At 71.3% G+C, this 26,317-nt stretch carries 23 protein-coding genes; 12 read left to right on the top strand and 11 right to left on the bottom strand.

The genetic code is table 11. From position 1 onward, the window contains the following. Nucleotides 1–28: 28 nt before the first annotated feature. A complete protein-coding gene (locus E1300_RS09335) occupies nt 29–1,513 on the top strand; it encodes an aldehyde dehydrogenase family protein (protein ID WP_131756485.1) in 1,485 nt (494 codons plus the stop codon). Nucleotides 1,514–1,527: 14 nt separating this feature from the next. Here E1300_RS09335 and E1300_RS09330 read toward each other — a convergent pair whose 3' ends face one another. Beyond that, nucleotides 1,528–2,382: a methyltransferase domain-containing protein gene (locus E1300_RS09330; RefSeq protein ID WP_207399577.1), complete on the bottom strand. Its 855-nt coding sequence runs from the start codon at nt 2,380–2,382 to the stop codon at nt 1,528–1,530. Between the two features lie 367 nt (nt 2,383–2,749). Here E1300_RS09330 and E1300_RS09325 point away from each other — a divergent pair, with 367 nt between their 5' ends. Then, entirely contained in the window at nt 2,750–3,199 is a 450-nt protein-coding gene (locus E1300_RS09325; protein ID WP_131756484.1) for a hypothetical protein, read from the top strand. A 75-nt stretch (nt 3,200–3,274) separates the two neighbouring features. Here E1300_RS09325 and E1300_RS09320 read toward each other — a convergent pair whose 3' ends face one another. Next, on the bottom strand, nt 3,275–4,243 hold the full coding sequence (locus tag E1300_RS09320; protein ID WP_131756483.1) for a LysR family transcriptional regulator: 969 nt from the start codon (nt 4,241–4,243) through the stop codon (nt 3,275–3,277). A 124-nt stretch (nt 4,244–4,367) separates the two neighbouring features. Here E1300_RS09320 and E1300_RS09315 point away from each other — a divergent pair, with 124 nt between their 5' ends. Then, a complete protein-coding gene (locus E1300_RS09315) occupies nt 4,368–5,246 on the top strand; it encodes an NmrA family NAD(P)-binding protein (RefSeq protein ID WP_131756482.1) in 879 nt (292 codons plus the stop codon). A gap of 49 nt (nt 5,247–5,295) precedes the next feature. Here the strand turns inward: E1300_RS09315 and E1300_RS09310 are convergent, their stop codons facing one another. Further along, entirely contained in the window at nt 5,296–6,006 is a 711-nt protein-coding gene (locus tag E1300_RS09310; RefSeq protein WP_131756481.1) for a hypothetical protein, read from the bottom strand. Between the two features lie 335 nt (nt 6,007–6,341). Here E1300_RS09310 and E1300_RS09305 point away from each other — a divergent pair, with 335 nt between their 5' ends. Beyond that, a complete protein-coding gene (locus tag E1300_RS09305; protein ID WP_131756480.1) occupies nt 6,342–7,325 on the top strand; it encodes an ArsR/SmtB family transcription factor in 984 nt (327 codons plus the stop codon). A gap of 90 nt (nt 7,326–7,415) precedes the next feature. On the opposite strand, the gene E1300_RS09300 is transcribed toward E1300_RS09305, so the two are convergent. The 3 genes from E1300_RS09300 to E1300_RS09290 all read right to left on the bottom strand — a co-directional run bounded on the left by E1300_RS09300 (nt 7,416) and on the right by E1300_RS09290 (nt 9,197). Further along, nucleotides 7,416–8,003 carry a dihydrofolate reductase family protein gene (locus E1300_RS09300; protein WP_131756479.1) on the bottom strand — a complete coding sequence of 196 codons (588 nt, stop codon included), beginning with the start codon at nt 8,001–8,003 and terminating at the stop codon, nt 7,416–7,418. 4 nt (nt 8,004–8,007) lie between these two features. Continuing rightward, a complete protein-coding gene (locus E1300_RS09295; RefSeq protein WP_131756478.1) occupies nt 8,008–8,607 on the bottom strand; it encodes a dihydrofolate reductase family protein in 600 nt (199 codons plus the stop codon). 209 nt (nt 8,608–8,816) lie between these two features. Beyond that, complete coding sequence (locus E1300_RS09290) at nt 8,817–9,197, bottom strand: hypothetical protein (protein ID WP_131756477.1); 381 nt, start codon at nt 9,195–9,197, stop codon at nt 8,817–8,819. A 194-nt stretch (nt 9,198–9,391) separates the two neighbouring features. Between E1300_RS09290 and E1300_RS09285 the strand changes: the two genes are divergently transcribed. From E1300_RS09285 to E1300_RS51390, 4 genes are all read left to right on the top strand, one after another. Beyond that, a complete protein-coding gene (locus E1300_RS09285; protein ID WP_131756476.1) occupies nt 9,392–9,994 on the top strand; it encodes a dihydrofolate reductase family protein in 603 nt (200 codons plus the stop codon). 355 nt (nt 9,995–10,349) lie between these two features. Further along, nucleotides 10,350–10,667, top strand: coding sequence for a hypothetical protein (locus tag E1300_RS09280; RefSeq protein ID WP_131756475.1), 318 nt, complete (start codon nt 10,350–10,352; stop codon nt 10,665–10,667). Between the two features lie 50 nt (nt 10,668–10,717). After that, the gene (locus tag E1300_RS51395) at nt 10,718–11,584 is read left to right on the top strand and encodes a sensor histidine kinase (protein ID WP_242619036.1); all 867 of its coding nucleotides are present in this window, start codon (nt 10,718–10,720) and stop codon (nt 11,582–11,584) included. Further along, on the top strand, nt 11,578–11,946 hold the full coding sequence (locus E1300_RS51390) for a response regulator transcription factor (protein ID WP_207399575.1): 369 nt from the start codon (nt 11,578–11,580) through the stop codon (nt 11,944–11,946). The genes E1300_RS51395 and E1300_RS51390 overlap by 7 nt, the downstream gene beginning before the upstream one ends. Before the next feature lie 21 nt (nt 11,947–11,967). Here the strand turns inward: E1300_RS51390 and E1300_RS09270 are convergent, their stop codons facing one another. Next, entirely contained in the window at nt 11,968–12,504 is a 537-nt protein-coding gene (locus tag E1300_RS09270; protein WP_131756474.1) for a dihydrofolate reductase family protein, read from the bottom strand. 192 nt (nt 12,505–12,696) lie between these two features. Between E1300_RS09270 and E1300_RS09265 the strand changes: the two genes are divergently transcribed. Both E1300_RS09265 and E1300_RS09260 read left to right on the top strand, forming a co-directional pair. Further along, nucleotides 12,697–13,326, top strand: coding sequence for a TetR/AcrR family transcriptional regulator (locus tag E1300_RS09265; protein ID WP_242619032.1), 630 nt, complete (start codon nt 12,697–12,699; stop codon nt 13,324–13,326). Nucleotides 13,327–13,483: 157 nt separating this feature from the next. Continuing rightward, entirely contained in the window at nt 13,484–15,088 is a 1,605-nt protein-coding gene (locus E1300_RS09260; protein ID WP_131756473.1) for an amidase, read from the top strand. A 140-nt stretch (nt 15,089–15,228) separates the two neighbouring features. On the opposite strand, the gene E1300_RS09255 is transcribed toward E1300_RS09260, so the two are convergent. Further along, nucleotides 15,229–16,581 carry a glycoside hydrolase family 16 protein gene (locus E1300_RS09255; RefSeq protein WP_242619031.1) on the bottom strand — a complete coding sequence of 451 codons (1,353 nt, stop codon included), beginning with the start codon at nt 16,579–16,581 and terminating at the stop codon, nt 15,229–15,231. Between the two features lie 390 nt (nt 16,582–16,971). Here E1300_RS09255 and E1300_RS09250 point away from each other — a divergent pair, with 390 nt between their 5' ends. Beyond that, complete coding sequence (locus tag E1300_RS09250) at nt 16,972–17,961, top strand: LacI family DNA-binding transcriptional regulator (RefSeq protein ID WP_131756471.1); 990 nt, start codon at nt 16,972–16,974, stop codon at nt 17,959–17,961. 37 nt (nt 17,962–17,998) lie between these two features. Here the strand turns inward: E1300_RS09250 and E1300_RS09245 are convergent, their stop codons facing one another. Both E1300_RS09245 and E1300_RS09240 read right to left on the bottom strand, forming a co-directional pair. Then, entirely contained in the window at nt 17,999–20,773 is a 2,775-nt protein-coding gene (locus E1300_RS09245; RefSeq protein ID WP_165502756.1) for a helix-turn-helix transcriptional regulator, read from the bottom strand. A 622-nt stretch (nt 20,774–21,395) separates the two neighbouring features. Next, complete coding sequence (locus tag E1300_RS09240; protein WP_131756469.1) at nt 21,396–22,166, bottom strand: AfsR/SARP family transcriptional regulator; 771 nt, start codon at nt 22,164–22,166, stop codon at nt 21,396–21,398. A gap of 759 nt (nt 22,167–22,925) precedes the next feature. Here E1300_RS09240 and E1300_RS09235 point away from each other — a divergent pair. Then, on the top strand, nt 22,926–24,353 hold the full coding sequence (locus tag E1300_RS09235; protein ID WP_131756468.1) for an NAD(P)/FAD-dependent oxidoreductase: 1,428 nt from the start codon (nt 22,926–22,928) through the stop codon (nt 24,351–24,353). Between the two features lie 142 nt (nt 24,354–24,495). Here E1300_RS09235 and E1300_RS09230 read toward each other — a convergent pair. Further along, nucleotides 24,496–26,317, bottom strand: a 1,822-nt coding sequence (locus tag E1300_RS09230; protein ID WP_131756467.1) for an SDR family NAD(P)-dependent oxidoreductase, incomplete at its 5' end; no start/stop codon positions are given.

Raw genomic sequence — 26,317 nt, 5'->3', positions numbered from 1 at the left:
ACGTCCCCCGGGAATGGCGGTATCTCACATGACCACGTCTCCCCTTTCCCACGATCTGGGCACCACCGGACCGCTCATCGACGGCGCATGGCTCGACCGCACGTCCGCAGGCACGATGGACCACATCAACCCCTCGACGGCCCGCGCGAACGGCACCGTCCTACTGAGCGGCCCATCCGAGGTGGACGCTGCCGTCGCCGCGGCCAGGAAGGCGTTCCCCCAGTGGCGGGAAATGTCACCGGACAGGCGCCGACGCATCCTCCAGCGCATGGAGGAGCTGATCGAGGCCCACGTGCCCGAACTCGGCCGGCTCACCACCCTCGAACTCGGCACCCCCACCGTCCTGTCGGCGGCCCTGGCGAACCTCTGCGCGGGATGGTTCGGCTACTACGCCGGCTGGGCGGACAAGCTCGAAGGGGCCACGATTCCCCCCAGCCCGGCGATGGGACGGGGCTTCGACTACACCGTCCCGGAACCGTACGGCGTCGTCGGCATCGTCCTGACCTGGAACGGGCCGATCGTGTCGGTCGGCATGAAGATCGCACCCGCGCTGGCCGCGGGCAACTGCGTGGTCGTCAAGACCCCCGAGCAGTCCCCCTACACCGTCGCCCGGTTCGCCGAGATCGCCCTTGCGGCGCGCCTGCCGCCCGGCGTCCTGCACCTCCTGCCCGGCGGCCCGGAAGCGGGCGACAGGCTCGTCCGCCACCCGGACGTCGCCAAGATCTCCTTCACCGGCGGCATCCCGACCGCCAAGAAGATCCTGGACGCCGCCCGGCACACCCTGAAGCCCGTCGTCCTGGAACTGGGCGGCAAGGCGGCCAACATCGTCTTCCCCGACGCCGACCTCCGCCAGGCCATCGCGCTGACGATCGGCTCCTGCACCACCCTGGCCGGTCAGGGCTGCAACCTCGCCACCCGGATGCTCGTCCACCGCGACGTCTACGACCAGGTGGTGGAGGCGACCGGCCAGGGCATCGCCGGACTGCACGTGGGCGACCCCTTCGACCGGCGCACGATCGTCGGCCCCGTCGTCGACCGAGCCGCCCGCGACCGCATCCTCGGCCTGATGGAGCGCGCCGGTGAGGACAGCCGGATCGTTGCCGGAGGCCGCGGCGTCGAACGGTCGGCCCTCGTCCCCGAGATCCGAGACGGCTACTTCATCGAGCCGACGGTCCTGGCGGACGTCGACCCGCGGAGCGACGCCGCCCAGCAGGAGATCTTCGGCCCGGTCCTGTCGATCACGCCCTTCGGCAGCGAAGAGGAAGCGGTCGAACTCGCCAACTCCACGCCCTACGGCCTCGGCACCTACCTCCAGACCCGAGACGTCTCGCGGATACACCGGCTCACGCCGCTCCTCCAGTCCGGCACCGTCCTCGTCAACGGCGTCTCCGGCCAGCCGCCCGGCGCCCCGTTCGGCGGATACAAGCAGAGCGGATACGGACGCGAAGGCGGCAAAGAGGGCCTATACGAATTCCTCCAGACCAAGAACGTCTACATCGGCATCGAGACCTAGGCGATCGCCGGCGGCTACTCGGCCGGACGGCGTCCCCAGGCCGAGATCAGCGGCGCGAGCGTCAGATCGAGCTCGCCCGCGCGGACGGCGGCCAAGTGCGCGTCGATCTCGGCCTCGTCGGCCAGGCCGGCCGCGAGCAACTCCCCGCGCACATGCTGGATCGTCGCCGCCTCCAGCCGGTCGCAGGCCGTCCCGCCGACCGGGAAGAAGCCCGCCGCGGCGACATCGACCAAACCAGCCTCGCGCAGCGCTCGCGGCAGCGTCCGGCCGTAGCGCAGGTCCGCGCCGCGGCGCGCCAGCAGCTCCCGGACCGCGTTACGCAGCCGGTTGGCCCGCCGCTGCGCCGGGCCGGACTCGTCCAGGCACGCCAGCGGCTGCAACGCGGTATCGGCGTCCTCGACCAGCAGCCGGCCGCCCGGCCGCAGCGCCGCGACCATCGTCGCCAGCGCCCGGGCCCGGTCCGGCACGTGGACCAGCACGAGCCGGGCGTGCACCAGGTCGAACGTCCCCTGCTCCGGCGGCGGATCAGCCGCGACGTCGTGCCGGCGCACCTCATACCCCTCGCCCGCCCTCAACCACGAGGGATCGATGTCGGTGGCCAGCACGTACCCGCTCGGCCCGACGGCCGCCGCGAGCGCCTCCGGAATCCCGGGGCCGCCGGCGCCCACCTCCCAGCAGCGCGAACCGGCCCCGACCCCCAGCCGCTCGACGTGCCCGCGCGTCACACCGTCGAACAACTCGGCCAGCCAGACGAACCGCTCGCCCGCCTCGGCACGCGCGTTGTCCAGCAGGTACCCACGGGACCGCCCACCGAGCCCGGCACTCCGGCCTACCGATTCCGGTCGGCCACCGCCGCCCGGGCGAATCACACTTTCCCCTGTCGCCGGAAAGCCAAGATCTGCGACCTCATCGACTCCCCTACGTTGCTCCCGCATTCGCACCGACATGGCCAGCGGCCACCGGACCGATAACGCCGTCTCCGTCATGAGCCGCGGTCGTGGGCGTCGCCGTGGTGGTGGTCCCCGTCCGAGCTACCTGTGGATGTCCACCGTACGGGGATGATGCCCGGCCAGCCGAATCCATAGCGTTCTCCCCGTGTCCGCGCCATTACGGACGGGCGCGATACATCGTGTTTCGCATGCTCAGGAAGACCGCCGTGGTCGCCGTTTGCTGCGCGGTGACGGGGGCGGGCTGCAAGGACGACTCCGGCACGGTCTGGGCGACGGAATGGACAAGATGACCGCTCTCCAGAAGACACTGAGCGAGAAGAACTGGGTCTGCGTCTACGACCGGCTCGGTGAGGGCAAGAGCGACAAGCCGAAGGGTCCGCAGAGCATCGCCGACTCGCAGAAGATCCTGACCGCGTCCCGCGGCCCAACTGCACGCGCAGACCTGGCGGTCGACGCGGGGAACAACCCTAAAAAGCTCACCATCACCGATGGTGAGGTCCGCTCCGCCGGAGACATCTTGGTGGAGGTGATCCAGCACGGGAAGAAGTACCTGGCGGTGGTGCCCGTGTACGGGCCGCGCCTGGAGCGGGACTGGTCGGCGGGCCAGCACGAATGGCTCGCGATCTCCAGCCGCAGCAAGCTGAGCACCGCCGCGAGGAGCCAGCACTACATCTACGTCGACCAGCCCGCGATCGCCGTCCAGGCCATCCAACGCGTCGCCGCGCAGGTCAGGTAGCCGGAAGGGCGGCGGCTCGTCCGACCGCCCGCGCCGGGCGCGGCACCGCGTTGACCGGCACGTCCGACTCCGGAGCTAGAAGACCGACTGGGCGGTGTCGACCGACCGCGCGATCTCCAGCGGTTGCGCGGTGATCGCGGGTTGCGCGGCGGCGGCCACGGCCGCGGCGGCGCGGATGAAGGCGGCGACGGCCGGTGAGCGGCAGTCCTGCGGCCAGGCGATGGAGAACTCCGCCGGCGGCAGGTCGCGGACGGTCCGGTAGGCGATGCCGGGACGCGCGTGCCGCCGGGCGATCGACACCGGCACGAACCAGACCACATCGCTCAACTCGACCAGGCTGAACAGTTCGGCGAGGTCCCGGACCGGCTGCCGGCTCCCGGCGAACGGTCCGTGTGCGGCGGTCGAGCTCGGCATACCGCCGCCGTCCGCGCCGGGCGCGCTCGGATCCGCGAGCCTTCCGTCGGGCAGCATCCGGCCGGCGAAGTCCGCCAGCGACAGGGAGGACCGGGCGGCCAGCGGATCCGAGGCTGCCAGCGCGGCCAGCCGGGGCTCTGTCAGCAGGGGCTCGACGTCCAGACCGCGAGTGTCGGCCAGCTCGGGGACGATCGCGACGTCCGCGCGCCCGTCGCGCAGCGCCGCCTCCTGGTCGCCCCGGCCGCCGAGGACCAGTTCCACCGGGATCGCCTCGGCCTCGCGCCGGTACGCCGCGAGGAACCGCGGCAGCAGCCCGGCGTCGAAGTCGGCCTTGAGCGCGAGCCTCAGCTGCGGCGCGGGCCGTCCGGCATGCGAGGCCCGCCGGGCGGCGGCGCTGATCGCCTCCAGCGCGGTCCGCGCGTCGCGGAGCAGCACCTCCCCCGCCGGGGTGAGCCTGACCTGGCGGGTGGTGCGCTCGAACAGCCGCACGCCCAGACCGCGTTCCAGCTCGCGGATCGCCCGGGACAGCGGCGGCTGCGCCATGCCCAGGCGCTCGGCGGCCCGTCCGAAGTTCAGCTCCTCGGCGACGGCCACGAAGTACCTGAGCTGCCGCGACTCCAGGCCATTCATACCGTCAGGGTATCAACGCGGACCGGATCGATCCTTCAGCCCCGCAACGACGGCGGCTTGACTGGCGGCATCGGCGCCGCTCCCGGCGCCGAGCGAATCCCGCACTTCCTCTGGAGTTCTCTCGATGATCGTCATCACCACGCCCACCGGCCGAATCGGCCGGCGGCTGCTCGGCACCGTCCTGGACGCCGGCGCGCCGGTCCGCGTGATCGTGCGCGACGCCGCCCGGCTTCCCGCCGAGGTCCGCGACCGCGCCGAGGTGGTCGAGGGTTCGCACGGCGACCTCGACGTCGTGACCAAGGCGTTCGCGGGTGCCGACACCGTCTTCTGGCTCGCACCGCCCGACCACCGGGCCGCAAGCCTCGACGACGTCTACTCCGGCTTCGCCCGTCCGGCCTGCGAAGCGTTCGTCCGCGAGGGCGTCCAGCGGGTCGTCGGCGTCTCCGCCCTGGGACGCGGGGTGCTGCCCAACGCCGGCCACGTGACGGCGACGCTGGCGATGGACGACCTCATCGCCGACACCGGCGTGCACTACCGGGCGCTGACGCTGCCCACCTTCATGGACAACATGCTCACGCAGGTGGAGAGCATCAAGAACCAAGGGGTGTTCTTCTCGCCGATCTCCGGCGACCGCAAGATGCCGACCTGCGCCGTCCGCGACATCGCCGACGCCGCGGCGAAGCTGCTGCTCGACCCGTCGTGGACGGGCCGCGGCGACGTGCCGCTCCTCGGCCCGGAGGACCTGTCCCAGAACGACATGGCGCGGATCATGTCCGAGGTGCTCGGACGGCCGGTCCGCTACCAGTGGGTGTCGATCGACGCCTTCAAGGCGTCCATGCTGGAGCGCGGCGTGTCCGAGGCGTACACCCAAGGCCTGGCCGACATGGCGGTAGCCAAGAACAACGGCCTCGACAACGCAGAGCCGCGCACCCCGCAGTCCACGACGCCCACCACTTTCCGCACATGGTGCGAGGACGTCCTCAAGCCGGCCGTCCTCGGCTGATCGGAGAACGCTCCCGGCGCTGACCTGGTGGTTGGCCACAGCGAAACGGTCAGGGGCGTCCGAGTACGGTCATCGCCCGTGTTCCGGCTTCGGTGACCAGGGCGGCGTAGGTGTCGGGCCCCGGCAACCTCCCGCCGGGCGACAGCGCCAGGAACACCACGTGGCCTTTCACCCTGATGAGGACCTGCTGCTGCGGCTGCGTCCCGGCATGGGTGGTCAGCAGGTAGTCGGTCAGTCGTTCGGTCCTGCCGTCGGTGGTGCGGACGTTGTCGCTCTCCATCCGCAGCCGGGCGGCCCGTCCGTCCAGCCGAAGCGAGCGGTCGCGGCATCGCGGCGCGATCGATTGGGCGATCAGCTTGCTCGCGGTGGCGTCGGGCACCGCGACGATGGTCTCGCTGACCAGCACCGACCGGGCCGAGTCGGTCCACACGCCGAGCGCCGCCGGGGTGGTGACCGGCCCGGTCGTCACCGCCTCGAACTGACCGGACGCGGTCCGACTCCACAGACAGACGTCCGGCTTCCGCTGCCCGGTGAGGAACTGGTCGATGACATCGTTGAACGGCCCGGAGGCGACGCCGTACCGGACCGGGTCGGGCTTACCGGTGGCTCGCGGCATGACCAACGCCCGTTCCAGCCGCTCAAGTGCCGACGCGCTCGACGAGGACGGCGCACCCGACGTCCGCTCACCCACCGCCGAGCAGCCGCCCATCGTCAGCGCTACCGCGGCGACACCGAGAACACCCGCAAGGAGCCCACGCATCCGCTGATCCTAGAGCGCCATCACAACGCCATTAGGCGAGATGCCGCTGTCCCGGTACAGCCGCTCGGTGACATCGCCCAGCGAGCGGACCACAGGCGGACCAGCGACACTCGCTGCGGGCGTCACGTCACCATGGACATCATGTGGGCGGCCCGGCCGGATCGGCGGCAAAGTAATAGTCGACGCCCGGGGCCATGGGCGAGTTCCGATCGCAGATGATTGGTGGCCGGACGTGGACCACACTCTGACGAGAGCTGTCGACAGCGGCCTCCCAATTCGCGATCGGTGGTTCGCTCCGAGACAGGACAGCTCCGATGACCTGAGGAGACGTCATCATGCTGCGAATCCACTTCACGCGGGATGACCTGATGCGCCTAAGGGTGGCGCACGCGCCAGACCCACTCTGGGAGACCCTTCTCAGCCTGCACGCCCTCCAGGGACGACAGTGCTCTGGTCCGGTCAAGGAGTGGCGCGGCCAGATTCTTGGCGCCCCCGCCGAACGGCTGAACGAGGTTCTCGAATACCTGGTCCCCCTCGCGCCGATCGCCCCCTACGTGCCCGACTTTCTTACTCCCTTCGACGCATCGATGGGGCTCGAAGCCGGCATCGAAGCAGTGATGTGCACATCGCGCCGACGATTACGGGAGGAGTTAGGAACGCTGGCCGCGCTGAAGCCACTGCCGTCCTGGACGCGAGACCTCGGCGAGGGACGGCACGAGACCCTGCTCATGCTGGGCCAGGCCCTGCGCACGTATCACGCCGTCGCGTTGCGCCCTCACTGGCACCGCATCCACCTGGTTTTCGACGCCGAACGCGCCATCCGCGGCCAAGCGCTACTCAACGGCGGCACCGAGCGTCTGCTGCGGGGACTCGCGCCCTTGATGCGCTGGCAATGGCCCGTCCTGGAAGTCGATTATCCACGCGACAGGAATCTGCGACTGGACGGACGAGGCCTCACGCTGATCCCGTCGTTCTTCTGCCGCGGAACTCCCATCGGCCTAGCGGACCCGGAGCTCCCGCCGGTTCTGGTCTATCCGATCCAACACGCCGGAATGAGGTCCGAGAGGGGCGATGCCGCCGCGGACCTGGCACCGTTGCTCGGCGCCAACCGCGCCGCGATCCTCGCCGCCGCGCGGGCAGGCAGATCGACCGGCGAGCTGGCGCGCATGCTCGCCATCTCACCCGCCACCGTGAGCTACCACGTCGCCGTCCTGCGCGACGCCGGCTTGATCACCAGCCACCGGGACGCGAACGTCGTCGTGCACACCACGACACCGCTTGGTGCTTCACTGCATCGGCCGAAGAAGGGTGTCCGCTGAGATGCGCGGATCCACAGCGGCACCGGTAGCGCCCACTCGGTGACTCCCACCAGGTACGGCCGCGCTTCGCCTCGGGATCACCACCGGAAGTCATGGACGGCGGATGCGGTAGCGCAGGTGTGTCACGTGGTGCGCGGCATCCTCGGCCTCCGGAGTGGTCAACCGGCGGACCAGTTCGAGGTCGATGTGCTCCGCGGGCAGGCCGTCGAACAGCTTCCGTCCCTGCCCGAGCAGGACGGGCACCACGTGCAGTTCCAGCTCGTCGAGCTGCCCGGCTCGCAGCAGCGCCTGGGCCGCCCCGGCACCGTGCACCATCACGTCGCCGTCCCCGGCTGCCGCGCGGGCCCGCGTGGCGCATTCATGCACGTCGGTGACATAGCGGACGCTGCCCGGCGGCGGATCGTCCGGAACGTCGTGGGTCAGGACGAAGATCGGGACACCGTCGTGGTGGTCGCCCTGCCAGCCGTTGGCGTGCTCGTAGGTACGGCGGCCGGAGATGAGGGCGCGGGTGGCCAGCGCCTCGGCGTACACCTGGCCGCTCGGCCCCGGATCATTGCGCCGGTCGAGCCAGTTGAAGAGACGGAACCCGCCGACGCCCATCGGGTTCTCCGGGCTGTCCCGCGGCCCGGTGACGTAGCCGTCCAGGGACATCGTCATGTACAGACGGATGATCGCCATCGCTTCAGCCCGCCGTTCTCACGCGGTACCGCAGGTGCGTCACGCCCGGAGCGTCGGCAGCCCGGAGCAGTTCAAGCTCCACATGGTCGGGTGGCATGGTGTCGAAGAGCGGTTCACCCTGTCCGAGAAGGACGGCGACCAGGTGAATCTGCAGCTCGTCGAGAACGCCCGCGGCGAGAGCCAGCCGGGCGGTGCGGGCTCCGTGAACGAGTACGTCCTTGTCGCCGGCCGCGTCTTTGGCCATGTTCACCGCGGCGGCGACGTCGCTGACATATGTGACCCCGGGCCATTGCGATTCGAGATCGGGTTGATGTCGGCTCAGAACGAAGATCGGCACGCCATCGTGGTGGTCGCCGCCCCAGCCCTCGGCGAGCTCGAACGTCCGTCGGCCGACGACGACGGCCCCGGTCGCCATCGCCTCGTCCACGATTTCGCGGTTCGCGCCCGCCAGGCGGCTGCCCGTCCTGTGCTCGGCGCCGCCGTCCGGCAGGAACCACGCATGCAGCCGCTGTCCCCCATCACCGAGCCCGTTGCCAGGCGCTACGTTCGGGCCGGCGATGAACCCGTCCACCGACATGGACATGTATAAGACAGCTTTACCCACGTTCCGATCCTTCCGAGTGCACACGAGGGCCTTCGCGGGGCGAGTCCGGTGCTCATGGGCCTCGATCCCGCTGGTGCCGGCGACCACGGCAAAGCCAGCGCCGGAGCCGAGTCAGCAGTATGGCTGATCGTGATGGTCGCCGAGAACCCCCGTGCGAGCCGGAAAGGCCGTCGACACTTCCGATGAAGTCGGACGGCCGAAGATGCCGGTCACCTACAGAGAGGGTCACCCTGCGGGAGTGCCCGGATCTCGTAGCTCTGACCGTTGTAGAGGGCCCACTCCCGTGGTCCTTGGATGATCCTTACCGGACCGAGCTCGCCGCGAATATAATAGCGTTCCCTCAGGCAGTATCCGGGCCCGATGTAGACCGCCACGGTGAACCGATAACCCGAGAACTGGCCGGACGGGATCAGGTCGTCGTAGGTCCCGTTCTTGTGAGGCAGGTTGAAGGACGCCAGGGCACCGATGGCGACTCCTCCCGTGTTCTTGACGAGGTTGAAAGGGTCATCGTCCGCCGACGCGGGAGCTGCCTGACTCGTCACCAGCATGGCCGCCAGCGCGACCGCGCCCAACCTCTTCACCATTTTCATCGTCCCCTCGTCCCTTCCGATTCACTGCGGACGGATTCCACTTGGCATGTGGCATCCCCCAGAGTGCAGGCTGAGGCCCACGGCGTCTTACCTGTGAGTGCACACTTGTTTAGGCTGCGCGCACCGCCCGCAGGCCGCCCACCTGCACCTCGGACCGGCAGAACACCGCTTCGTGTCAGCCGCCCCCTCAATTGATGGCTCGACGGCACCCCATGGGCAAGCTGGTCGTCTGCAACATCATGTCCGTCGACGGCTACTACGCCGACAGCGACGGCAACCCGCTCGTGCTGGAGATGGACGCCGCGTTCGACGCGTACAACCTGGAGCGTCTGCGGGCGGCCGAGACCCTCCTGCTCGGCGCGAACTCGTACCGGACGTTCATGGGGTTCTGGCCCGCCCAGGCCGACAACCCCGAGGCCTCGGCGGCGAACCGGGAGTTCGGCGCGATCTACGGGCGGATCAAGGTGAACGTGATCTCCGATTCGCTCACCGGCGACGACATCGCGCCTTGGTCGGAGCAGACCACGGTCATCGGACGCGAGGACGCGGAGTCCCGGGTCAAGGAGCTCAAGCAGCAGGCTGAAGGCGACCTTGTGACCTTCGGCAGCCGGATCACGTGGAACGCGCTCCTTCAGGCAGGCCTGGTTGACGAGCTGCACCTGGTCGTAGGCCCGGCGGCGCTGGGCACGGGCACGCCCATCTTCACCGGCGCGTCGGGCCGGTTGAGCCTCGCGGAGGTCCCCAGGCTCGACGGCTCCGACAGTGCCGTGCTGCGGTACGAGGCGTCCGTCGCCTGATGAACTCGCTGCTCGTGCCGGCCCGGCTGTGGCCGCCGGCGGACGTCGCCGGACCGCCGCAGCCTCTACCCTGGTCGTCCGCGACGGGAGGCCGGGTGGTGGACGGGGCTGGGCAGCGCTGGAACCTCGACCGCGTCGTCCGGCTGGCGCCGGGCGGCGCGGTCACCTGCAGCGCGTTGTTCCCCACGGTGCAGGTGGCCCTCGCCTTCGGCTATCCGGGCGGCACCCGGGCCGCGCTGTGGAGCCTGGCCGCGACCGCGGCGTATCTGCCGCTTCACCTGCGTCACCTGTGGCACGCGGCCCGTGGGACGCGGCGACCGACCGCCGGCCGGGCCTGGTGTGCGCCAGTACGGCCTTGCTCCTGCTGGTCTGGCTGGCGGCGGCGCTCGCCCGCCTGCAAGCGGCCCGCGAGGCACTGGCGCAGCAGGCGGTCGCGCAGGAGCGCCGCCGGATCGACGACGACCTGCGCGCCACGCTCGGTGCCGCGCTGGCGGAGATCGCAGCACGGGGAGAGCGGAGCCGCGACCTGCTCGCGCGGGGGGACCGAGACCGTCTCGCGGCTGAGATGACCAGGCTGTCCGAGGACGCCAGGGCCACCCTCTCTGCTGCGCGACCGCACGGCCCGCGCGTGCGTGATCACGGTCTGCTTCCGCGGCGGCCGGGTCCAGCTTGACTGCGCACCGACGACTCGTCCGAGACGATCGAGGTGGCCGCGTGAGCCCGATGATCCCGCTGGCGTGGGTGATGCGGCGCCACCACTGGCCCCTCGTCGCGCTCATCGTGCTGTGGACCGCCCAGGCGCCGTTCTACACGACCGTCGGTCTGAGCGAGGGCACACGGCACAGCCCACTCCTCACCGTTCCGATGGCGGCCGCCGTCGGGGCCCTGCAACTGCGGCACAGGCTGCATGCCGCCCGCGGAGAGCGTCCCGCGGGATGGCCTTGGACCCTCACCGCGCTCGTCCTTCTGGCCGATGCCCCGCTGCCGTGGTTGGGGCAGGACTGGGAGGCGCTGGGCATGTTCGTCATCGCCTCGGCGATGTTGCCGCACGGCTGGGCCAGGTGGGACCTGGCAGGCGCGCAACTGCTCATCAGCGAGCTGGTCGGCGTGCTGGGCGCGCTGTCCGTGGCCGGATCCACGACCACGCTCGTCATCGCCATCGGCGTCTACAACATCGCCATGCCCGTCCTGTACGCGGGCGTGCTGATCGGCGGGACGCGGCTGGTACGGCTGGTCAACGAGCTGTACGCCACGAGGACCGAGCTGGCCGCCAGCGCCGTCGGGCAGGAGCGCGTGCGGCTCTCCCGCGACCTGCACGACCTGCTCGGCCAGAGCCTGCCGGCGATCTCCCTCGAGGGCGATCTGGCGCTGCGGCTGCTCGCCAAGGACCCCGCCGCCGTCCGCGCCGAGATCGAGAGCCTGACCGAGGTGGCCCGGGAGGCGCTGCGCGGCACCCGCGCCGTCACCCGCGACGAGCACGCCGTGTCGCTGAGCACCGAGATCGACGGGGCGACCGCCCTGCTCGGCGCCGCGGGCGTCCAGACCCGCCTGTCGGCCAGAGGCTGCCGGGCTGCCGCACCCTCGTGCTGACCGGCCTCAGCCAGCCCGGCAACCTCCTGCGGGCGCTGAAGGTCCACGTCCGGGGCTTCATCGTCAAGGACGCCCCCGCCGAGACCCTCACCGACGGCATCCGCCGCATCGCCCGCGGCGAACGCGTCATCGACCCCGACCTCGTCGCCGCCGCCCTCGAAACCGGCAGCAGCCCCCTCACCGCCCGCGAGACCGAGGTCCTGCGCGTCGCCGCGACCGGCGTCCCGGTGACCCAGATCGCCGCCGAGCTGTCGCTGTCGCAGGCCACCGTGCGCGACTACCTGTCCAGCGCGATAGGCGAGGTCGGCGCCCGCAACCGCATCGACGCCATCCGCATCTCCCGCGACGCCGGCCGGCTCTGACCGCCCCGTGGGCGGTTCGTGTCAGCCGGCCGGGACGTAGATCTGGTTGACCACGCCGGTCGTGAAGGTCTCGGACGCGGCCAGCTCCAGCTTGATGGTGTCGAGGCCGTCGAACCAGCGTGCGCCCTTGCCGACGATGATGGGGTGGACGAACAGCTGGAGCCGGTCCAGCAGCCCCGTCTCCAGCAGTGACCTCACGAGGGTGAGGCTGCCGGTGACGGCGATGTCCTTGCCCTCGGACGCCTTGAGCGCGCGGAGGCCGCCGGGCACGTCACTGCCGATGATCTCGGTGTTGTTCCAGGCGGCCTCGGTCAGCGTGGTGGTGACCACGTACTTCTTCTGGTCGTTCATGAAGCCGGCGAACTCGTCCTCGCTGGTGGGCCAGTACGCGGCGAACTGCTCGTACTGGACGCGGCCCAGCAGCATCGCGTCGCAGCCGGCCATGGCCCCGCCGACGGCGTCGCCCATCTCGTCGTTGAAGTACGGGGAGTGCCAGGTCTCGGGGGCCTCCGCCACACCGTCCAGCGAGACGAACAGGCTAGCGATGATCTTGCGCATCAGATGCTCCCTGATGTCGGGGGGATGAACCGTACCGTACTGTACTGTTCCTGGGTACCGTACCGTACGGTACACTCTCGAGGGATGTCAACGATCGTCGAGGCGGAAACAGGAGAAGCGACGATGCCGAAGGCCGAAGCTCCGCAGCCGGGCGCCGGGGAGGGTCTCGCCGCGCGGACACGGCGCCGGATCATGGACGCGGCGATGGAGGTGTTCCTGCGCGACGGCTACGTCGGCGCGAAGACCGACGAGATCGCTTCCGCGGCCGGAGCGTCGAAGCAGACGATCTACAAGCACTTCGGGCGCAAGGAGAACCTGTTCGAGCAGATCGTCCTCGACCGCCTGGGCGGCATCGACGAGCTCTTCAGGGACGCCATCGGGGAGCTGGCGGTGACCGATGACGTCGAAAGCACGCTGAGGGCGGTCGCGCGCAGGTTCGTCCACGCCATCACGCGACCCTCACAGCTGCGTGTGCGCCGCCTGGTCATCGCCGAAGCCGGCCGCTTTCCCCAGCTCGGCCGCGCCTACTTCGAGGCCGGACCCGAGCGCGTGCACGCCGCGCTGGCATCATCCTTCGAGCAGCTGACCGAGCGAGGACTGCTCCGGATCGACGAACCCGTCCTCGCGGCCAGCCATTTCACCTGGCTCGTCGTCTCGATCCCGGTGAACAAGGTCATGCTCTGCGGTGAGGACGTCCATTTCACGCCAGCCGAACTCGACCACTATGCCGACACCGCTGCCCGCGTCTTCACCGCCGCCTACCGCGCTTCCACCCCAGTACCGGCTGGAGCGGCAGACGTCCCGCAGGGGTCATCTCGCTGATCGACATGGGCGGTCGTCCGCGATCGGATCGGGTGCCGGCTGACCGCGCGTGGGTGCACTCCGGCTGTCCCCCGGTTTCGCGGGGATGCTAGTGCCACTGTGGCCGAGGGGGCTGCCGTAGCGAAATGCGCCCGCCGCGTCTATAGCGTCCCGGAGCATGACTGAGAGATTACGAGCGGGCCGGTTCACCGCGACGCGCCGCAGCGTGCTCGCGCTCGGGACGGCGGCGGCGGCCGCGCCGTGGCTGGGCAAGGCCCGCACCGGCGCGGCGGCCGGTGGCTGGGAGGAGCTCGGTATCGCCGAGCTCCGGCGGCTGATGGACGGGGGGCAGCTGAACGCCGAACGGCTGACCCGCCATTTCCTCGACCGGATCAAGCGCATCGATCCGCTGGTCAAAGCGGTGATCGAGGTCAATCCCGACGCGCTGGAGGAGGCCCGCCGCCTGGACGCCGGAGGGCGTCCCCGGCTGCCGCTGCACGGCATGCCCGTCCTGCTGAAAGACCTGGTGGAGACCGCGGATCGGATGCGCACGACGGCCGGGTCGCTCGCTCTGGAGGGGCTGAGGCCGGCCAGGGACGCCACGGTCGCCGCGCGGCTGCGCGCGGCGGGCGCGATCATTCTCGGCAAGACGAACCTGAGCGAGTGGGCCGGCGGGATGTCGCTCACCCACCATGCCGGATGGAGCGCCCGGGGCGGGCAGACCCGCAACCCCTACAAGCTGGACCGGTCGCCGAACGAGTCCAGTTCCGGCAGCGCCGCGGCCGCCGCGGCCGGCCTGTGCGTCGCCGCGATCGGCACCGAGACCAACGGCTCGATCATCGATCCGTCCTCGGCGAACTGCGTCGTCGGGGTGAAACCGACCGTCGGCCTGGTCGGGCGCGGCGGCGTCATCCCCGGCGTGCCGAGCCAGGACAGCGTCGGCCCTATCGCCCGCACGGTCCGCGATGCCGCGACCATGCTCGGCGTGCTCGCCGGCGTCGACGACCGCGATCCCGCGACCGAGGCAGGCCGCGGCCACTTCCACCGGGACTACACCCGCTTCCTGGATCCGGACGGGTTGCGCGGAGCGCGCATCGGCGTGCCGCGGACGGTCTACTTCGGCTACGACCACCACGCCGACGAGATCGCCGAGCAGGCGATCGCCACGCTCCGCAAGGCGGGCGCGACCATCGTCGACCCGGCCGACATCCCGACCGCCGAACGGCTGGAGGACCTGCCGAGCTCGGTGGTCGTCCAGGCGTACGAGGTCAAGCGCGCGCTGAACGCCTACCTGGCCGCCGCGCCCGGCGACCACCCCCGCGACCTGGCCGGACTGATCGCCTTCAACCGCGCGCACGCCGACCGCGAGCTCCGCTACGTGCGGCAGGACGGGCTGGAGGCCGTGCGCGACCTGGACTACGGCGAGCGGGAGTACCGCGACGCCCTCGCCGCCAACCACCGGTTGTCACGGGCCGAGGGCATCGACGCCGTCCTGCGGCGGCACCGCCTGGACGCGCTGGTGATGCCGACCACCGGCCCGCCGGCCAAGATCGACCTCATCCGCGGGGACACCTACGGCGGCGGCGCGTCCACGCCCGCCGCACTCGCCGGATACCCCGCGATCAGCGTCCCGGCGGGCTTCGCGTTCGGCCTGCCGGTCGGCCTGACCTTCATGGGCACGGCCTGGAGCGAACCGACCCTCCTCCGGCTCGCCTACGCCTACGAGCAGGCCAGCCGGGTCCGCCGTCCACCCACGTACCGTCCTGCCGACATCGGCTTCTGAGCCAACGGGCGCGTGCGCCCCGGTCGCGGTCGTGTCCGTCACGGACGAAGGCGGCGGTGTCGGCGCGACGACCGCTGCTCGGCTGGGGCCATGGAGCGTCGTCGAGCCCCCGGCGGCTCGACGGCGGTCGCTGGTGGTCCTCAGCTGGAGAAGGTGAACCAGTTGAGGTTGACGAAGTCGGCCGGCTGGCCGCTGCTGAAGGTGATGTAGACGGTATGGGTGCCGGTCACGCCCGAGATGTTCGCGGGCACCGTCTGCCAGCTCTGCCAGCCGCCGGTGTTGCCGACCGACATGCTGCCCAGGACCTGGCCCGTCGGGCTGTCCAGCCGGACCTGCACCAGGCCGCTGATCCCGGACGCCGCGCCCGAGGCGACCCTGGCCTTGAACTGCGTCGCCGGGGTGCCGCCGAAGTCGATGCCGTCGTAGCGCAGCCAGTCGCCGTTGCCGATGTAGCCGACGTCCTGGCCGCCTCCGGAATCGGTCGTGGTCTCAAGCTGCGTGCCCGACTCGGCCTGGCGGCTCTCCGCCTGGATGGTCGAGCGGGCATCGACGGAGCCGCTCGGCGGCGGCGTGCTGGAACCGCCGCTCTGCCAGACCGCGACGTAGTCGACGACCAGGGGCCGTCCCGGGACGGTGTCCGCGGTGGGCGTGCCCTGCCCGGCGACACCGTTGGGGAACGCGCCGCCCATGGCGAGGTTGAGCAGCAGGAAGTAGCCGTTGTGCCCGGTCATGTTCGCCCACGTGGTGGCGTCGAGCTGGTTCTGGGCGATGCTGTGGAACTGCTGGCCGTCCACGTACCAGCGCAGCTGGTTGGGGCTGACGCTGCGGTCCCACTCGAAGCGGTAGGTGTGCATCGCCGACTGGCAGGACGATCCGGGGCACGCGCGGCTGGCGCCGAGACCGCTGGTCTCGTTGCACGCCCCACCGGGATTGGTGCCGCAGTGCAGGACGCCCCAGACCGAGTTGATCCCGTTGACGTTCTCCATGATGTCGAACTCGCCGATCGCCGGCCAGTTCTGGTAGTTGCCCCGGTACGGGGAGCCGAGCGCCCAGAACGCCGGCCAGTAGCCGAGGGCCTGGTTGCCGGTGACGTTGGGCATCTGGATGCGTCCCTCGATGCGCAGGACGCGGCCGTCGGCGGGCTTGAAGTCGGTGCGCTGGGTCTCGATGCGGGCCGACGTCCATTCTCCCGAGGAGGACCTGAGCGGAGTGATCCGCAGGTTGCCGGCGCCGTCCAGGCTGACGTTGGCGGGGTCGGCGGTGTACCGCTGGATCTCCCCGGTGCCCCAGTTGCCGGGACCGCCCGGATAGGCGTGGCCGGTGTCGATGATCCAGTTCGCGGACGAGGGGAGCGCACCGGCCGAGCCGTTGAAGTCGTCGCTCCAGACCAGGCTCCAGCCGTCCGGAGGCGGTGGGACGGACGCGCCGGCTCCCGGTGACAGCGCGGCGGCCGCGACCGCCGCCGGGAGCACGGCGGTGGCCACGGCGAGCACGCATCTACGCCAGAGTCGCGGACGTCTCGATGAGGTCATGGCGGGGGGACCTCCCAGAGTTGGGTGGAGCAGGCGCGGGGTGCCTGCCCTCTGGTTGGAGCCAATGTCACCCGTCCACCCAGACCCGTCAAGGTTGAGAGAGCGCTCTCTCGCAGCAGCAGAAGCAGGAAGCACCTCGGAGCAGGCGTTATACCTTTTCCGCCCCTTCACCGAGTCTCTTGAAGGATCGTTTTTCCAACGCTCATACCAGGTAGATGAGCTCTCTGTGAGAGCGCTCTCTGATACTCGGTTCAGCGCAGCGATGCGGCAGATCCCACCGCCGTCTCGTATGGTCGCTTCTGGACGAGTCGACGACGGCATCACCCGCGACGGACCCGGGGGAACATCGGCATGAAGCGTCCTACGCTGGAGGCCGTGGCGGCCAGGGCGGGGGTCTCCCGCGCCACGGTGTCGCGCGTGGTCAACGGGTCGGACACCGTGAACCCCGACATCCGCACGGCCGTACTGCGCGCGGTGAAGGAACTCGGCTACGTCCCGAACCCGGCGGCGCGCAGTCTCGTCACGCAGCGCACGGGATCGATCGGGCTGGTGGTCTCCGAGCCGCCCGCGCGCGTCTTCTCCGACGATCCCTTCTTCTCCCAGGTCATCCGCACGGTGTGCCTGGAGCTGGAGACGGCCGACAGACAGGCCGTGCTGATGATGCCGTCCTCTCCGGACGGGCAGGCCAGGGTCGAGCGGTACGTCGCGGGCGGCCACGTGGACGGCGTCATCCTGCTGTCCCTGCACGGGGCGGACCCCCTGCCCGCGGCCCTCCTGCGGACGGGCGTGCCCGTGGTGTCGCACGGCCGCCCGGTGTCCACGGCCAGGCCCCCGTACTGCGACGCCGACAACGTCGGGGGCGCGCGGGCGGCCGTGCAGCACCTCCTGGACAGGGGGCGGCGGCGCATCGCCACCATCAGCGGACCGCCCGACATGTCCGCGGGGCTGGACCGGCTCGCCGGCTACCGCGAGATCCTCTCCGGTACCGGCCGCCGGTCGCTGGCCGCCATCGGCGACTTCACCCGTGAGTCGGGGGCGGCCGCGATGGCCCAGCTCCTTGAGGACGATCCCGGCCTCGACGCGGTGTTCGCCGCGAGCGACCTGATGGCGACCGGCGCCCTGTACGCCCTGCGCAGGGCGGGCCGCCGCGTTCCCGACGACGTCGCCGTCGTCGGCTTCGACGACATCGACGCCGCCCGCTTCACCGACCCGCCGCTGACCACCGTCCGCCAGCCGATCGCCGAGGTCGCCAGGACCATCGTCCGGATGGTCCTGGACGGGGCGGACGACACGACACCGGTGATCTTCCCCGTCGAGCTCATCGTCCGCGACTCCACCTGAAGCGCCGCCGGTGGCACGGGCACCGCCGGAAAGGGGGTCAGTATTCGAGGGGGACGGTCTGCAGCTCGATGCGTTTGACGTTGAGTTTGCGGTAGACCCTGGTCAGGTGCTGTTCGACCGTGCTCACCGTGATGTAGAGCTTCTCGGAGATCTCGCGGTTGGTGTACCCGGCGGCGGCGAGCGCGGCGACCCGGCGCTCGGCGCGGCTGAGCTCGGTGATCAGGTGGTTGTGCGGCAGGGTGGCCGTGGCCGGGGAGGCGCCGTGGCCGGCGTCGTCGCCGCGGGGGTGGTCGAGGACCGCGGGCCGGTCGCCGGGGACCAGCGCGCGGGCCTCGCGGGCCAGGTCCCGTGCCCGTTCGGGCTCACCGGCTAATTCCGCGACGCGGCTCTGGTCGGTCAGCGTCTGCGCCAGCCCGAGCCGGTCGCCGCATTCCTGGAGCAGCTTGGCGGCCTTGTCGAGGAGCATCGAGCGCTCCTCCAGCCTGCAGGTCGCGGCGCGGGAGCGCAGGGTCAGCCCCAGGGCCCGGCGATGGTCCGGCCGGACGAGCCGGAGCTGCTCCTCGGCCAGCCGCCTGACCTCCTCGGCCTCGCCCAGTCTCAGGTACGCCTCGATCGCGCCGCTGCGCCACGGCTCGACGGCCGGCTGGTCGATGCCCCAGTCGCTCATGAGCCTGCCGCAGGCGTGGAAGTCGTGGAGCGCCGCGCAGTAGCGCTCGGTCGCCAGGTGGAACCGGCCGCGCGCGTAGAGGTAGTGCGCCCCCATGCGGGACTGGAACATCGCCTCGGGCAGCGGGTGGTCGAGGACCTGCGCCGCCCCGGCCAGGTTCCCCATCGCCACCCTCGCCAGGACGAGCGAGGACAGCGGCAGCCCCACGGCGACGCCCCAGCTCTCCGGGGAGATCAGCTGGAGGGCGATCCCGGCGAGGCTCTCGGCGCCGGCCAGGTGGCCCTGCCGGACCTGGACCAGCGCCCGTTCCGCGGCGAACAGCGCGTGCCAGGTCGGGCTCTGCCGGTCGGCGGCCTCGGCCAGCAGGGAGTCGCTCCACGCGGACGCCTCGTCCAGCCTGTCGTTGTAGATCAGGACGGCCAGCGCCGCGGTGAGCGGGGCGAGCGTGCGGGCGTTGAGACGGCATCCCTCCAGGATGCTCTCGGCGCAGTTCAGGGCCGTCGGCTGGTCGCCGCGTGCCAGCTCGGCCATGAGCAGGTCGGCGCCGTACAGTTCCGGGGACAGCCCCGGCGCGGCGGGCCCCGCGCCGGAGGGCCGGCGCCCGGTGCCGGGGACGGTGCACCACTCGATGGGCGCGTCCTTGAACCGCCCGGGGTAGAGGTAGGCGCCCCACAGCCCCGCGGTGGCGAGCTCGGTGAGGCCTTCGGCCTCTTCGCGTCCGGTGTGCCCGTCGATGATGTCCAGGGCCTCGGTCAGGCGCCCGTGCCAGAGCAGGTAGGTCGTCGAGGCGAGGTCGTCCCCGTCGTCCGGCACGTACCCGCTGAGCTCGTCCAGGCGGCGCAGGACGGTTCCCGGATCGACCCGCCATTCGGCGTTGACCAGCCTGGACGCGATCTCCTGGCGCTGCCGCCCGTCGCTCATCCGGTAGGCGGCCCGCAGGTAGCTGACGCCCTCGTCCACCTCGTCGCGCGCCAGCAGGTAGTCCGCCGCCTCCCGGAGGATCGGGAGGACCCACGGCGCGTCGACGCGTTCGGCGGCCACGATGTGGGAGGCCACCTCCGGGGCGGCCACGCCCTCGTTGTGCAGCAGTTCGGCGATGCGGCCGTGGGTGGCGCGGCGGGCGGTCGCCGGTGTGCCGCCCAGGACCGCGGCCCGCAGCGCGGGGTGCCTGAGGCAGCCGTTCACCAGGACCTCCGCCGCCGTCAGCAGGTTCACCGCCTGGACGGTCGACTCCACGTCCATGCCGAGGAGCCGGCCGAGCAGCGCTCCCGGCGCGGGCCTGTCCAGGACCGCGATGGCACGTGCCACTTCGATGACCGGCGGCTCGAACCGGTGGAGGAAGCGCAGCACCGCGCGGCGGAACTCCTCGCCCGCCGCGATCTCTCCGGGAAGGGACGGTGAACCGGCGCGGAAGTCCTCGATGAGGGCCTGGACGAGTATCGGATAGCCGGCGCTCACCTCGTGGAACGTGGGGGCGAGGTCGTCCACCGCGTCCTCGTCGAGGTGGACGGCGAGCATCTCGGCCACGCCCGCCTTCGTCAACGGCTCCAGCCGGATCCGGTGAAAGAATTCCTCATCGTTGAATTCGCCGTGCAGCGTCGCGTTCATTCCGTTCAGCTGGGAGCTCTCGGTGAAGACGACGTGCAGTCTCGCCGACCGGAGCCGGCGGATCAGGTACAGCAGGCACTGGAGGGAGAGCTCGTCGGCGTAGTGCACCTCGTCCACGCTGATCAGGACGGGCCGGTGGTCGGCGAGCTCGTGCAGGATCTGCCAGATGCCGCGCAGGACGAGGGTGGGGACCTGGTCGGCGACCGGCGCGGCGGCCGCCCCGTCGAGGCCCGGGGCGTTCCAGCCGCCGCTCTCCAGCCAGCGCATGGCGCGCTCGGACACGGCGGCCGGCAGGTCGGGGCTGCGGAAGAGCTGCTCCAGGACGCCGAACGGAACGTTCCGCTCGACGCGGGAGGCGACGGCGCAGAGCACGAGCACGCCCGAGTCCAGCGCCCGGTCCGTGAAGGCGCGCAGCAGGGCGGTCTTGCCGGTGCCGATTCCGCCGCTGATCACCGCGCCCTTGTATCCGGCCTGCCGGGAAATTCCGAGCAGGCCCTGGAGAGCCGCCAGTTCATCGTTCCTCTCGATCAACAGCACAGGAAACTCCCCACAGATCGCACGGACCTCCCCGCGAGGGAACGCGATCATGAACACACACCGCCGCACCGGCGATAGCAATAGATAATTACATCCTCGCGGGCCACTGTGAAGCCGCTGATTTGTCCGTGACTGACGCGACCGGTCTCGTTGTAGTGCCGGGGGAATGGTTCGGCCCGGACCCGGAAGGCGGGCCGCCGGTAGGGCTTCGATGCGGACGCGGAGAAGGCCGGAACCGTGCTCGGCGAGGAGGGCCGGATAAGAGCGCACGGCGGGAAACTACCGAACGCCGACGCGGGCGCACGGGCAGCCGGTATTCTTTCCACCGCTTTCTGACCATACATGATCGACACCACGACCAGCAAGATCAAAACGTACACCGAACGTCGAGCGCGCCGACCGTTCCCCGTCGACTTCGCTTTAACCCGTTATTCAGACGCGGTACCGGCGGAAGTTTCATGGGACCGGACAGCCGGCACCCGGCGGCAGGCCGCCGCCGAGCGCATAACCGAATGATAACGAAGAGGCAATTAGGACGATAGCCGAAACTATTTCGACACAAACCGGGGGCGCGGCGCCGCGGCCGCGGCCCGGTGCCCGGCACCCGCCCGGCACCGCGGCGTCACGAGGCGGCACGGAGGTCGAGCCGCTGGTCGGCGGTCAGGATCGCCTGCTGGAGGTCGCGCAGCGCGCGGCAGGGTTCCAGCCCGAGCTCCTCCCTGAGCATCGTGCGCGCGGCCTGGTAGACCCGCAGCGCGTCGGCCCGCCGCTCGGACCGGTACAAGGCCAGCATGAGCTGGCGGTAGTAGGTCTCGCGCAACGGGTTCTCCGCGACCAGCGAGTGCAGCCGGCCGATCACCTCCCGGTGCCGGCCGAGCCGCAGGCAGCCCTCGATCAGCAGTTCCAGGGACTCCAGCCGGGCCTCGGTCAGCCAGGTCACGAACCCCTCGATGATCGGCCCGCTGCGCAGGTCGCCGAGCACGGGGCCCCGCCAGAGACCGAGCGCCGCCTCCAGGCAGGCGACCGCCTCCTCGAAGCGCCGGTCCCGCATCAGGGCCCGTCCGCGCTCGGCCGCGTCGAGGAAGAGGGGGAAGTCGATCTCGGCGTCGCCCCTGCGCAGCAGGTAGCCGGGCGCCTGCGTCACGATGGGGTTGTCCTCCCGTCCCGGCCTGCTGAGGAACTTGCGGACCTGCGAGATGTAGACGTGCAGCCCCGCCACCGCCCGCCGCGGCGGCGCGTCGTCCCAGATCTCGTCGATGAGCCGGTCGAGCGCCACGACCTGGTCGCAGCGGATGAGCAGCACGGCCAGCACCGTCTCTATCTTGCGCGCACTGATGGTGGAGCTCTCGTCGCCGTCGACGACCCGCAAGGGCCCGAGGACTTCATACCGCACGATGCACTTCTCCTCCGGATCGGGCTCAGCACCATGGGGCCGGCACCGCGCCACCGCCGTCACTTCGGTACCGCGGATCCCGTCGGGCGACGTGCGAGGGCCCGCGATCCGGCCTCCAGGCGATCCGCCGGGGAAACGCTCTGCCGACGCGAACGGCATCAGGCCCACATCACGTCCGGTCGCTTCCCCCCTTCCCAGGCTCGGCCCACTGCGCCGCGCGGCAACGGGTGAAAGAGGGAGCAGTTGCCGCCGGCCCCGGCACATTGTCGATAATGCGGGGAACCAGGCTGGACTGGTACCCGTATAAAAACCCCTATCCCCGTCGCCGCTCGAACGCGAGCAACCCGTAGAATCGCCGTGACCCCCTACCCACTTGCGCGGCCCGGACATGGGATTTCCACACCTTTCAAGATCATCTTTGGAGTGCGGATTTCCGCCGCGCGACCAGCGCGCGGTCACTTTCGGTGACCGGACGGAAGTGCTTCACGAAAGCGTTCCCACCAGGGATCCCGAGCCTCGGCATGGGCTCGGCGGCTCGTCCGCCGACCGGTGGGCGGCGTCGCCCGCGGGCCGCGATAGGGGCCGCGCGAGTGGACGTTCCGAAGGCACCCCTATTACCCCGGGCGGCGCTTTGGCAGGACAAAACAGAACGCGCGCGGCCGGCCCAAGTCCCGCTTAAGCGGTCCCGGCGACCATGGTCGGACACCGCGTCGCCTCGCTCGCGGGCATGCCATGTCACCTCAGCGAAGGGACGTCAGCGTGACCGAACCTCGTCATGGGATCGTGCTCGGCGGGAGCTGGGCGGGGATGCTGGCCGCGCACGTGCTGGCCCGTCACCTGGAGTCCGTCACCGTGGTGGACCGCGACGTCCTCCCCGGCGGTCCCGCGCAGCGCAAGGGCCTCCCCCAGGCCCGCCACGTCCACGTGCTGTGGTCGGGCGGCGCCCGCATCGTCGAGAGCCTGCTGCCCGGCACGATCGACCGGGTGCTGGCCGCCGGCGCACGCAAGATCGGTTTCCACGAGGACGTGGTGACGCTGACGTCGCACGGCTGGCAGCACCGCTTCCCGCCGAGGCAGTACGTCATCATGTGCGGCAGGCCGCTGCTCGACTGGACGGTCCGCGAGCAGGTCCTGGCCAGCGACCGGATCACCCTGCGCCAGCGGACCGAGGCCGTCACCCTGACCGGCGACGGCACCCGGGTGTCCGGCGTGGAGGTGCACGGCCTCGACGACGGCGCGCGGGAGGTGCTCGAAGCGGACCTGGTGATCGACGCCACCGGACGCGGCTCCGGGCTGCGCAAGTGGCTGTCGGCACTCGGCCTCCCGCCCGTCGAGGTGGACATCGTCGACGCGGGCATCGCCTACTCCACCAGGCAGTTCGTGGCGCCTCCCGGCGCGACCGCCGGCTTCCCCGCCGTCAACGTCGCCGCCGACCACCGGGAGCGCAGGCCGGGCCGCTTCGGGGTGGTCTTCCCCCAGGAGGGCGGCCGCTGGATGGTGACCCTCTCCTGCACGCGCGGCGGGGACCTGCCCACCACCGAGGAGGACTTCCTCCCCTACGCGCGGTCGCTCCGCGATCCGCTCGTCGCCCAGCTCATCGCTCCGGTCGAGCCGATCACCCCGGTCTTCGTGTCGCGCATCGGGGCGAACCGGCGGCTCTATCCCGAGCGGCTCGACCGGTGGCCGGACGGCCTGCTCGTCCTCGGCGACTCGCTCGCGGCGTTCAACCCGATCCACGGTCACGGGATGAGCGCCGCCGCCCGTGCCGCGGCCGTGCTGGACCGGCGGCTCGGCGGCGGCCTCGGCCCCGGCGCGGCGCACGACCTGCAGCGGGCGATCGGCGAGACCGTGGACGACCCGTGGCTCATGGCGGCGTCCAAGGATCTGGAGTACGTCGGCTGCCGCAACCACTCCAGCGATCCGCGGCTCAACCTGGGATCGTCGGCGGTGCACCAGTTCGTCGACCTCGTCGCCAGCGGATCGATGCTGTCCCGCGAGGTGTCCGACGTGGTCACCGACGTGCTGAGCATGAGCGCTCCCCAGTCCGAGCTCGGCACCAGCCGCTTCTTCACGCTGATCCAGCGGGCCGAGCGGCTTCCCGAGCTCGCCGGTCCGCCGCTGAGCGCCGAGGAGCTGGCGATCGCGAACCTGGAACCGCGGTCCCCGGTGCTGCGCGGCGCCCGCTGAGAGCCGGGGCGGCCCGGCGACGACGCGGGCGCCGGCGCGGCCCACGCGCACCCGATCCCCGCCATCGAGTGGTGATGGCGGGGATCAGGTGCGTTCGGGACCAGGTGCCTGCCGGACCAGGTGCGTTCCGGGCCCGCCCCGGTCAGGACAGCCCGAGCTCGTTGTCGATGAACTCCAGCACCTGGTCGGGGGACGCCTCGTCCAGGCGTTCGGCGGCGCTGCCGCCGTTGGCGCGGCCGCGGCCTGCCTTCCAGGTTCCGAGCAGCGCCTCCAGCCGCGCCGTGACCGCCCCGGAGTCCAGGACGTCGGCGGGGAGGGCCGCGAGCACGCCTTCCAGCCTCGCCAGCTCGCCGAGCGCGGCGTCGAGGGCGGCCGGGGCGGGCGCCGCCGCGGCGTCCGGGCACAGCCGCCCGTGCAGGTATCCGGCCAGCGCGGCGGGATCCGGATAGTCGAACACCAGCGCCGGGGGCAGGCGCAGGCCGGTGGCCGCGGCGAGCCGGTTGCGCAGCTCGACCGCGGTGAGGGAGTCGAAGCCGAGGTCCTTGAACGTGGTCTCGGGGTGCACCGCGGCGGCGTCGGGGTGGCCGAGCGTCGCGGCGGCATGGGTGCGGACGAGCGCGAGGACGGCGCGCTCCCGCTCGGCGGGGGGCAGGGCACCGAGCTCCGCCTCCAGGTCTCCGGGACGCGCCTGGGCGCTCGCCGCGGTCCGCCTGCGCACCGGCCCGGCGGCGAGGTCGCGCAGGACGGCCGGCACGGCGTCCGGCGGCGCGGCGGAATCCAGGTCGAAGGCGGCCAGGTGGGCGCGTCCGTCCCGCATCGCCTCGTCCAGCAGCGCCAGCGCGTGCCCGGTCGCCAGCGGGCGCAGCCCGCCCCGCCGGATGCGGGCGAGGTCGGTGTCGGTGAGGTGGCCGGTCATGGCGCTGGTCTGTTCCCACAGTCCCCAGCCGATCGACAGTCCGGGCAGCCCGGCGGCGCGGCGGCGGGCCATGAACGCGTCGCAGTAGGCGTTGGCCGCCGCGTAGTTGGCCTGCCCGGGACTGCCCAGCGTCGCCGCCGCCGAGGAGAACACCACGAAAAAGCCCAGCCGCGCACCAGCGGTCGCGGCATCCAGATTCACCAGACCATCCACCTTGGCAGACCACACACCCGCCAGCCGATCCGGCGTCAGATCACCGATCAGGCCGTCGTCGACCGTCCCGGCCGCGTGGATCACCCCCGTCAGGGGATGCGCCGGATCGATCCCGGCGACCACCCGCGCCACCGCGGCGGGGTCGCCCACATCGGCCGCCACGACCCGCACCTCGGCTTCGAGCCGGTCCACCAGCTCCCGCACCCCAGGCGCATCGGCACCGCGGCGGCTGACCAGCACGATGTGCCGGGCACCCCAAGCGCCGACCACATGCTCGGCGACCGCCTCTCCCAGCGCGCCGGTCCCACCGGTGATCAGCACGGTGCCGTCGGGGTCGAACGCCGCCGGGACGTCCAGGACCACCTTGCCGACGTGGAGCCCCTGGCTCATCATGCGCATCGCCTGGCGTGCCCGTCCGAGCGGCCACGTCCGGGTCGGCGGCGGTTCGAGCACGCCCTCGGCGAACAGCTCGCCCAAGCGCCCGAGCATCACTCCGACCTGATCCGGGCCCGCGTCCGCCACCACGTCGAACGCCCGGTACCAGACGCCCGGGTCCTCCCGGACGTCGGTCTTGCCCATCTCCACGAACCGGCCACCCTCGGCCAGCAGGCGCAGGGACGCGTCAGTGAACTCCCCGGCCAGCGCGTTCAACACCACATCCACACCACGCCCACCGGTCGCCTCCCGGAACCGCTGCTCGAACCCCACATCACGCGACGACGCCCGATGCCCACCATCGATGCCCATCTCCTCCAGCACCGCATGCTTGGCCGGACTCGCGGTCGCGAACACCTCCGCACCCAGATGACGCGCGATCTGCACCGCCGCCATCCCC

The sequence above is a fragment of the Actinomadura fibrosa genome (assembly GCF_900659615.1).
GTDB lineage: Bacteria > Actinomycetota > Actinomycetes > Streptosporangiales > Streptosporangiaceae > Spirillospora > Spirillospora fibrosa.
The sequence above is the reverse complement of the archived record's forward strand: the minus strand, read 5'-3'. Positions and strand labels throughout refer to the sequence as shown.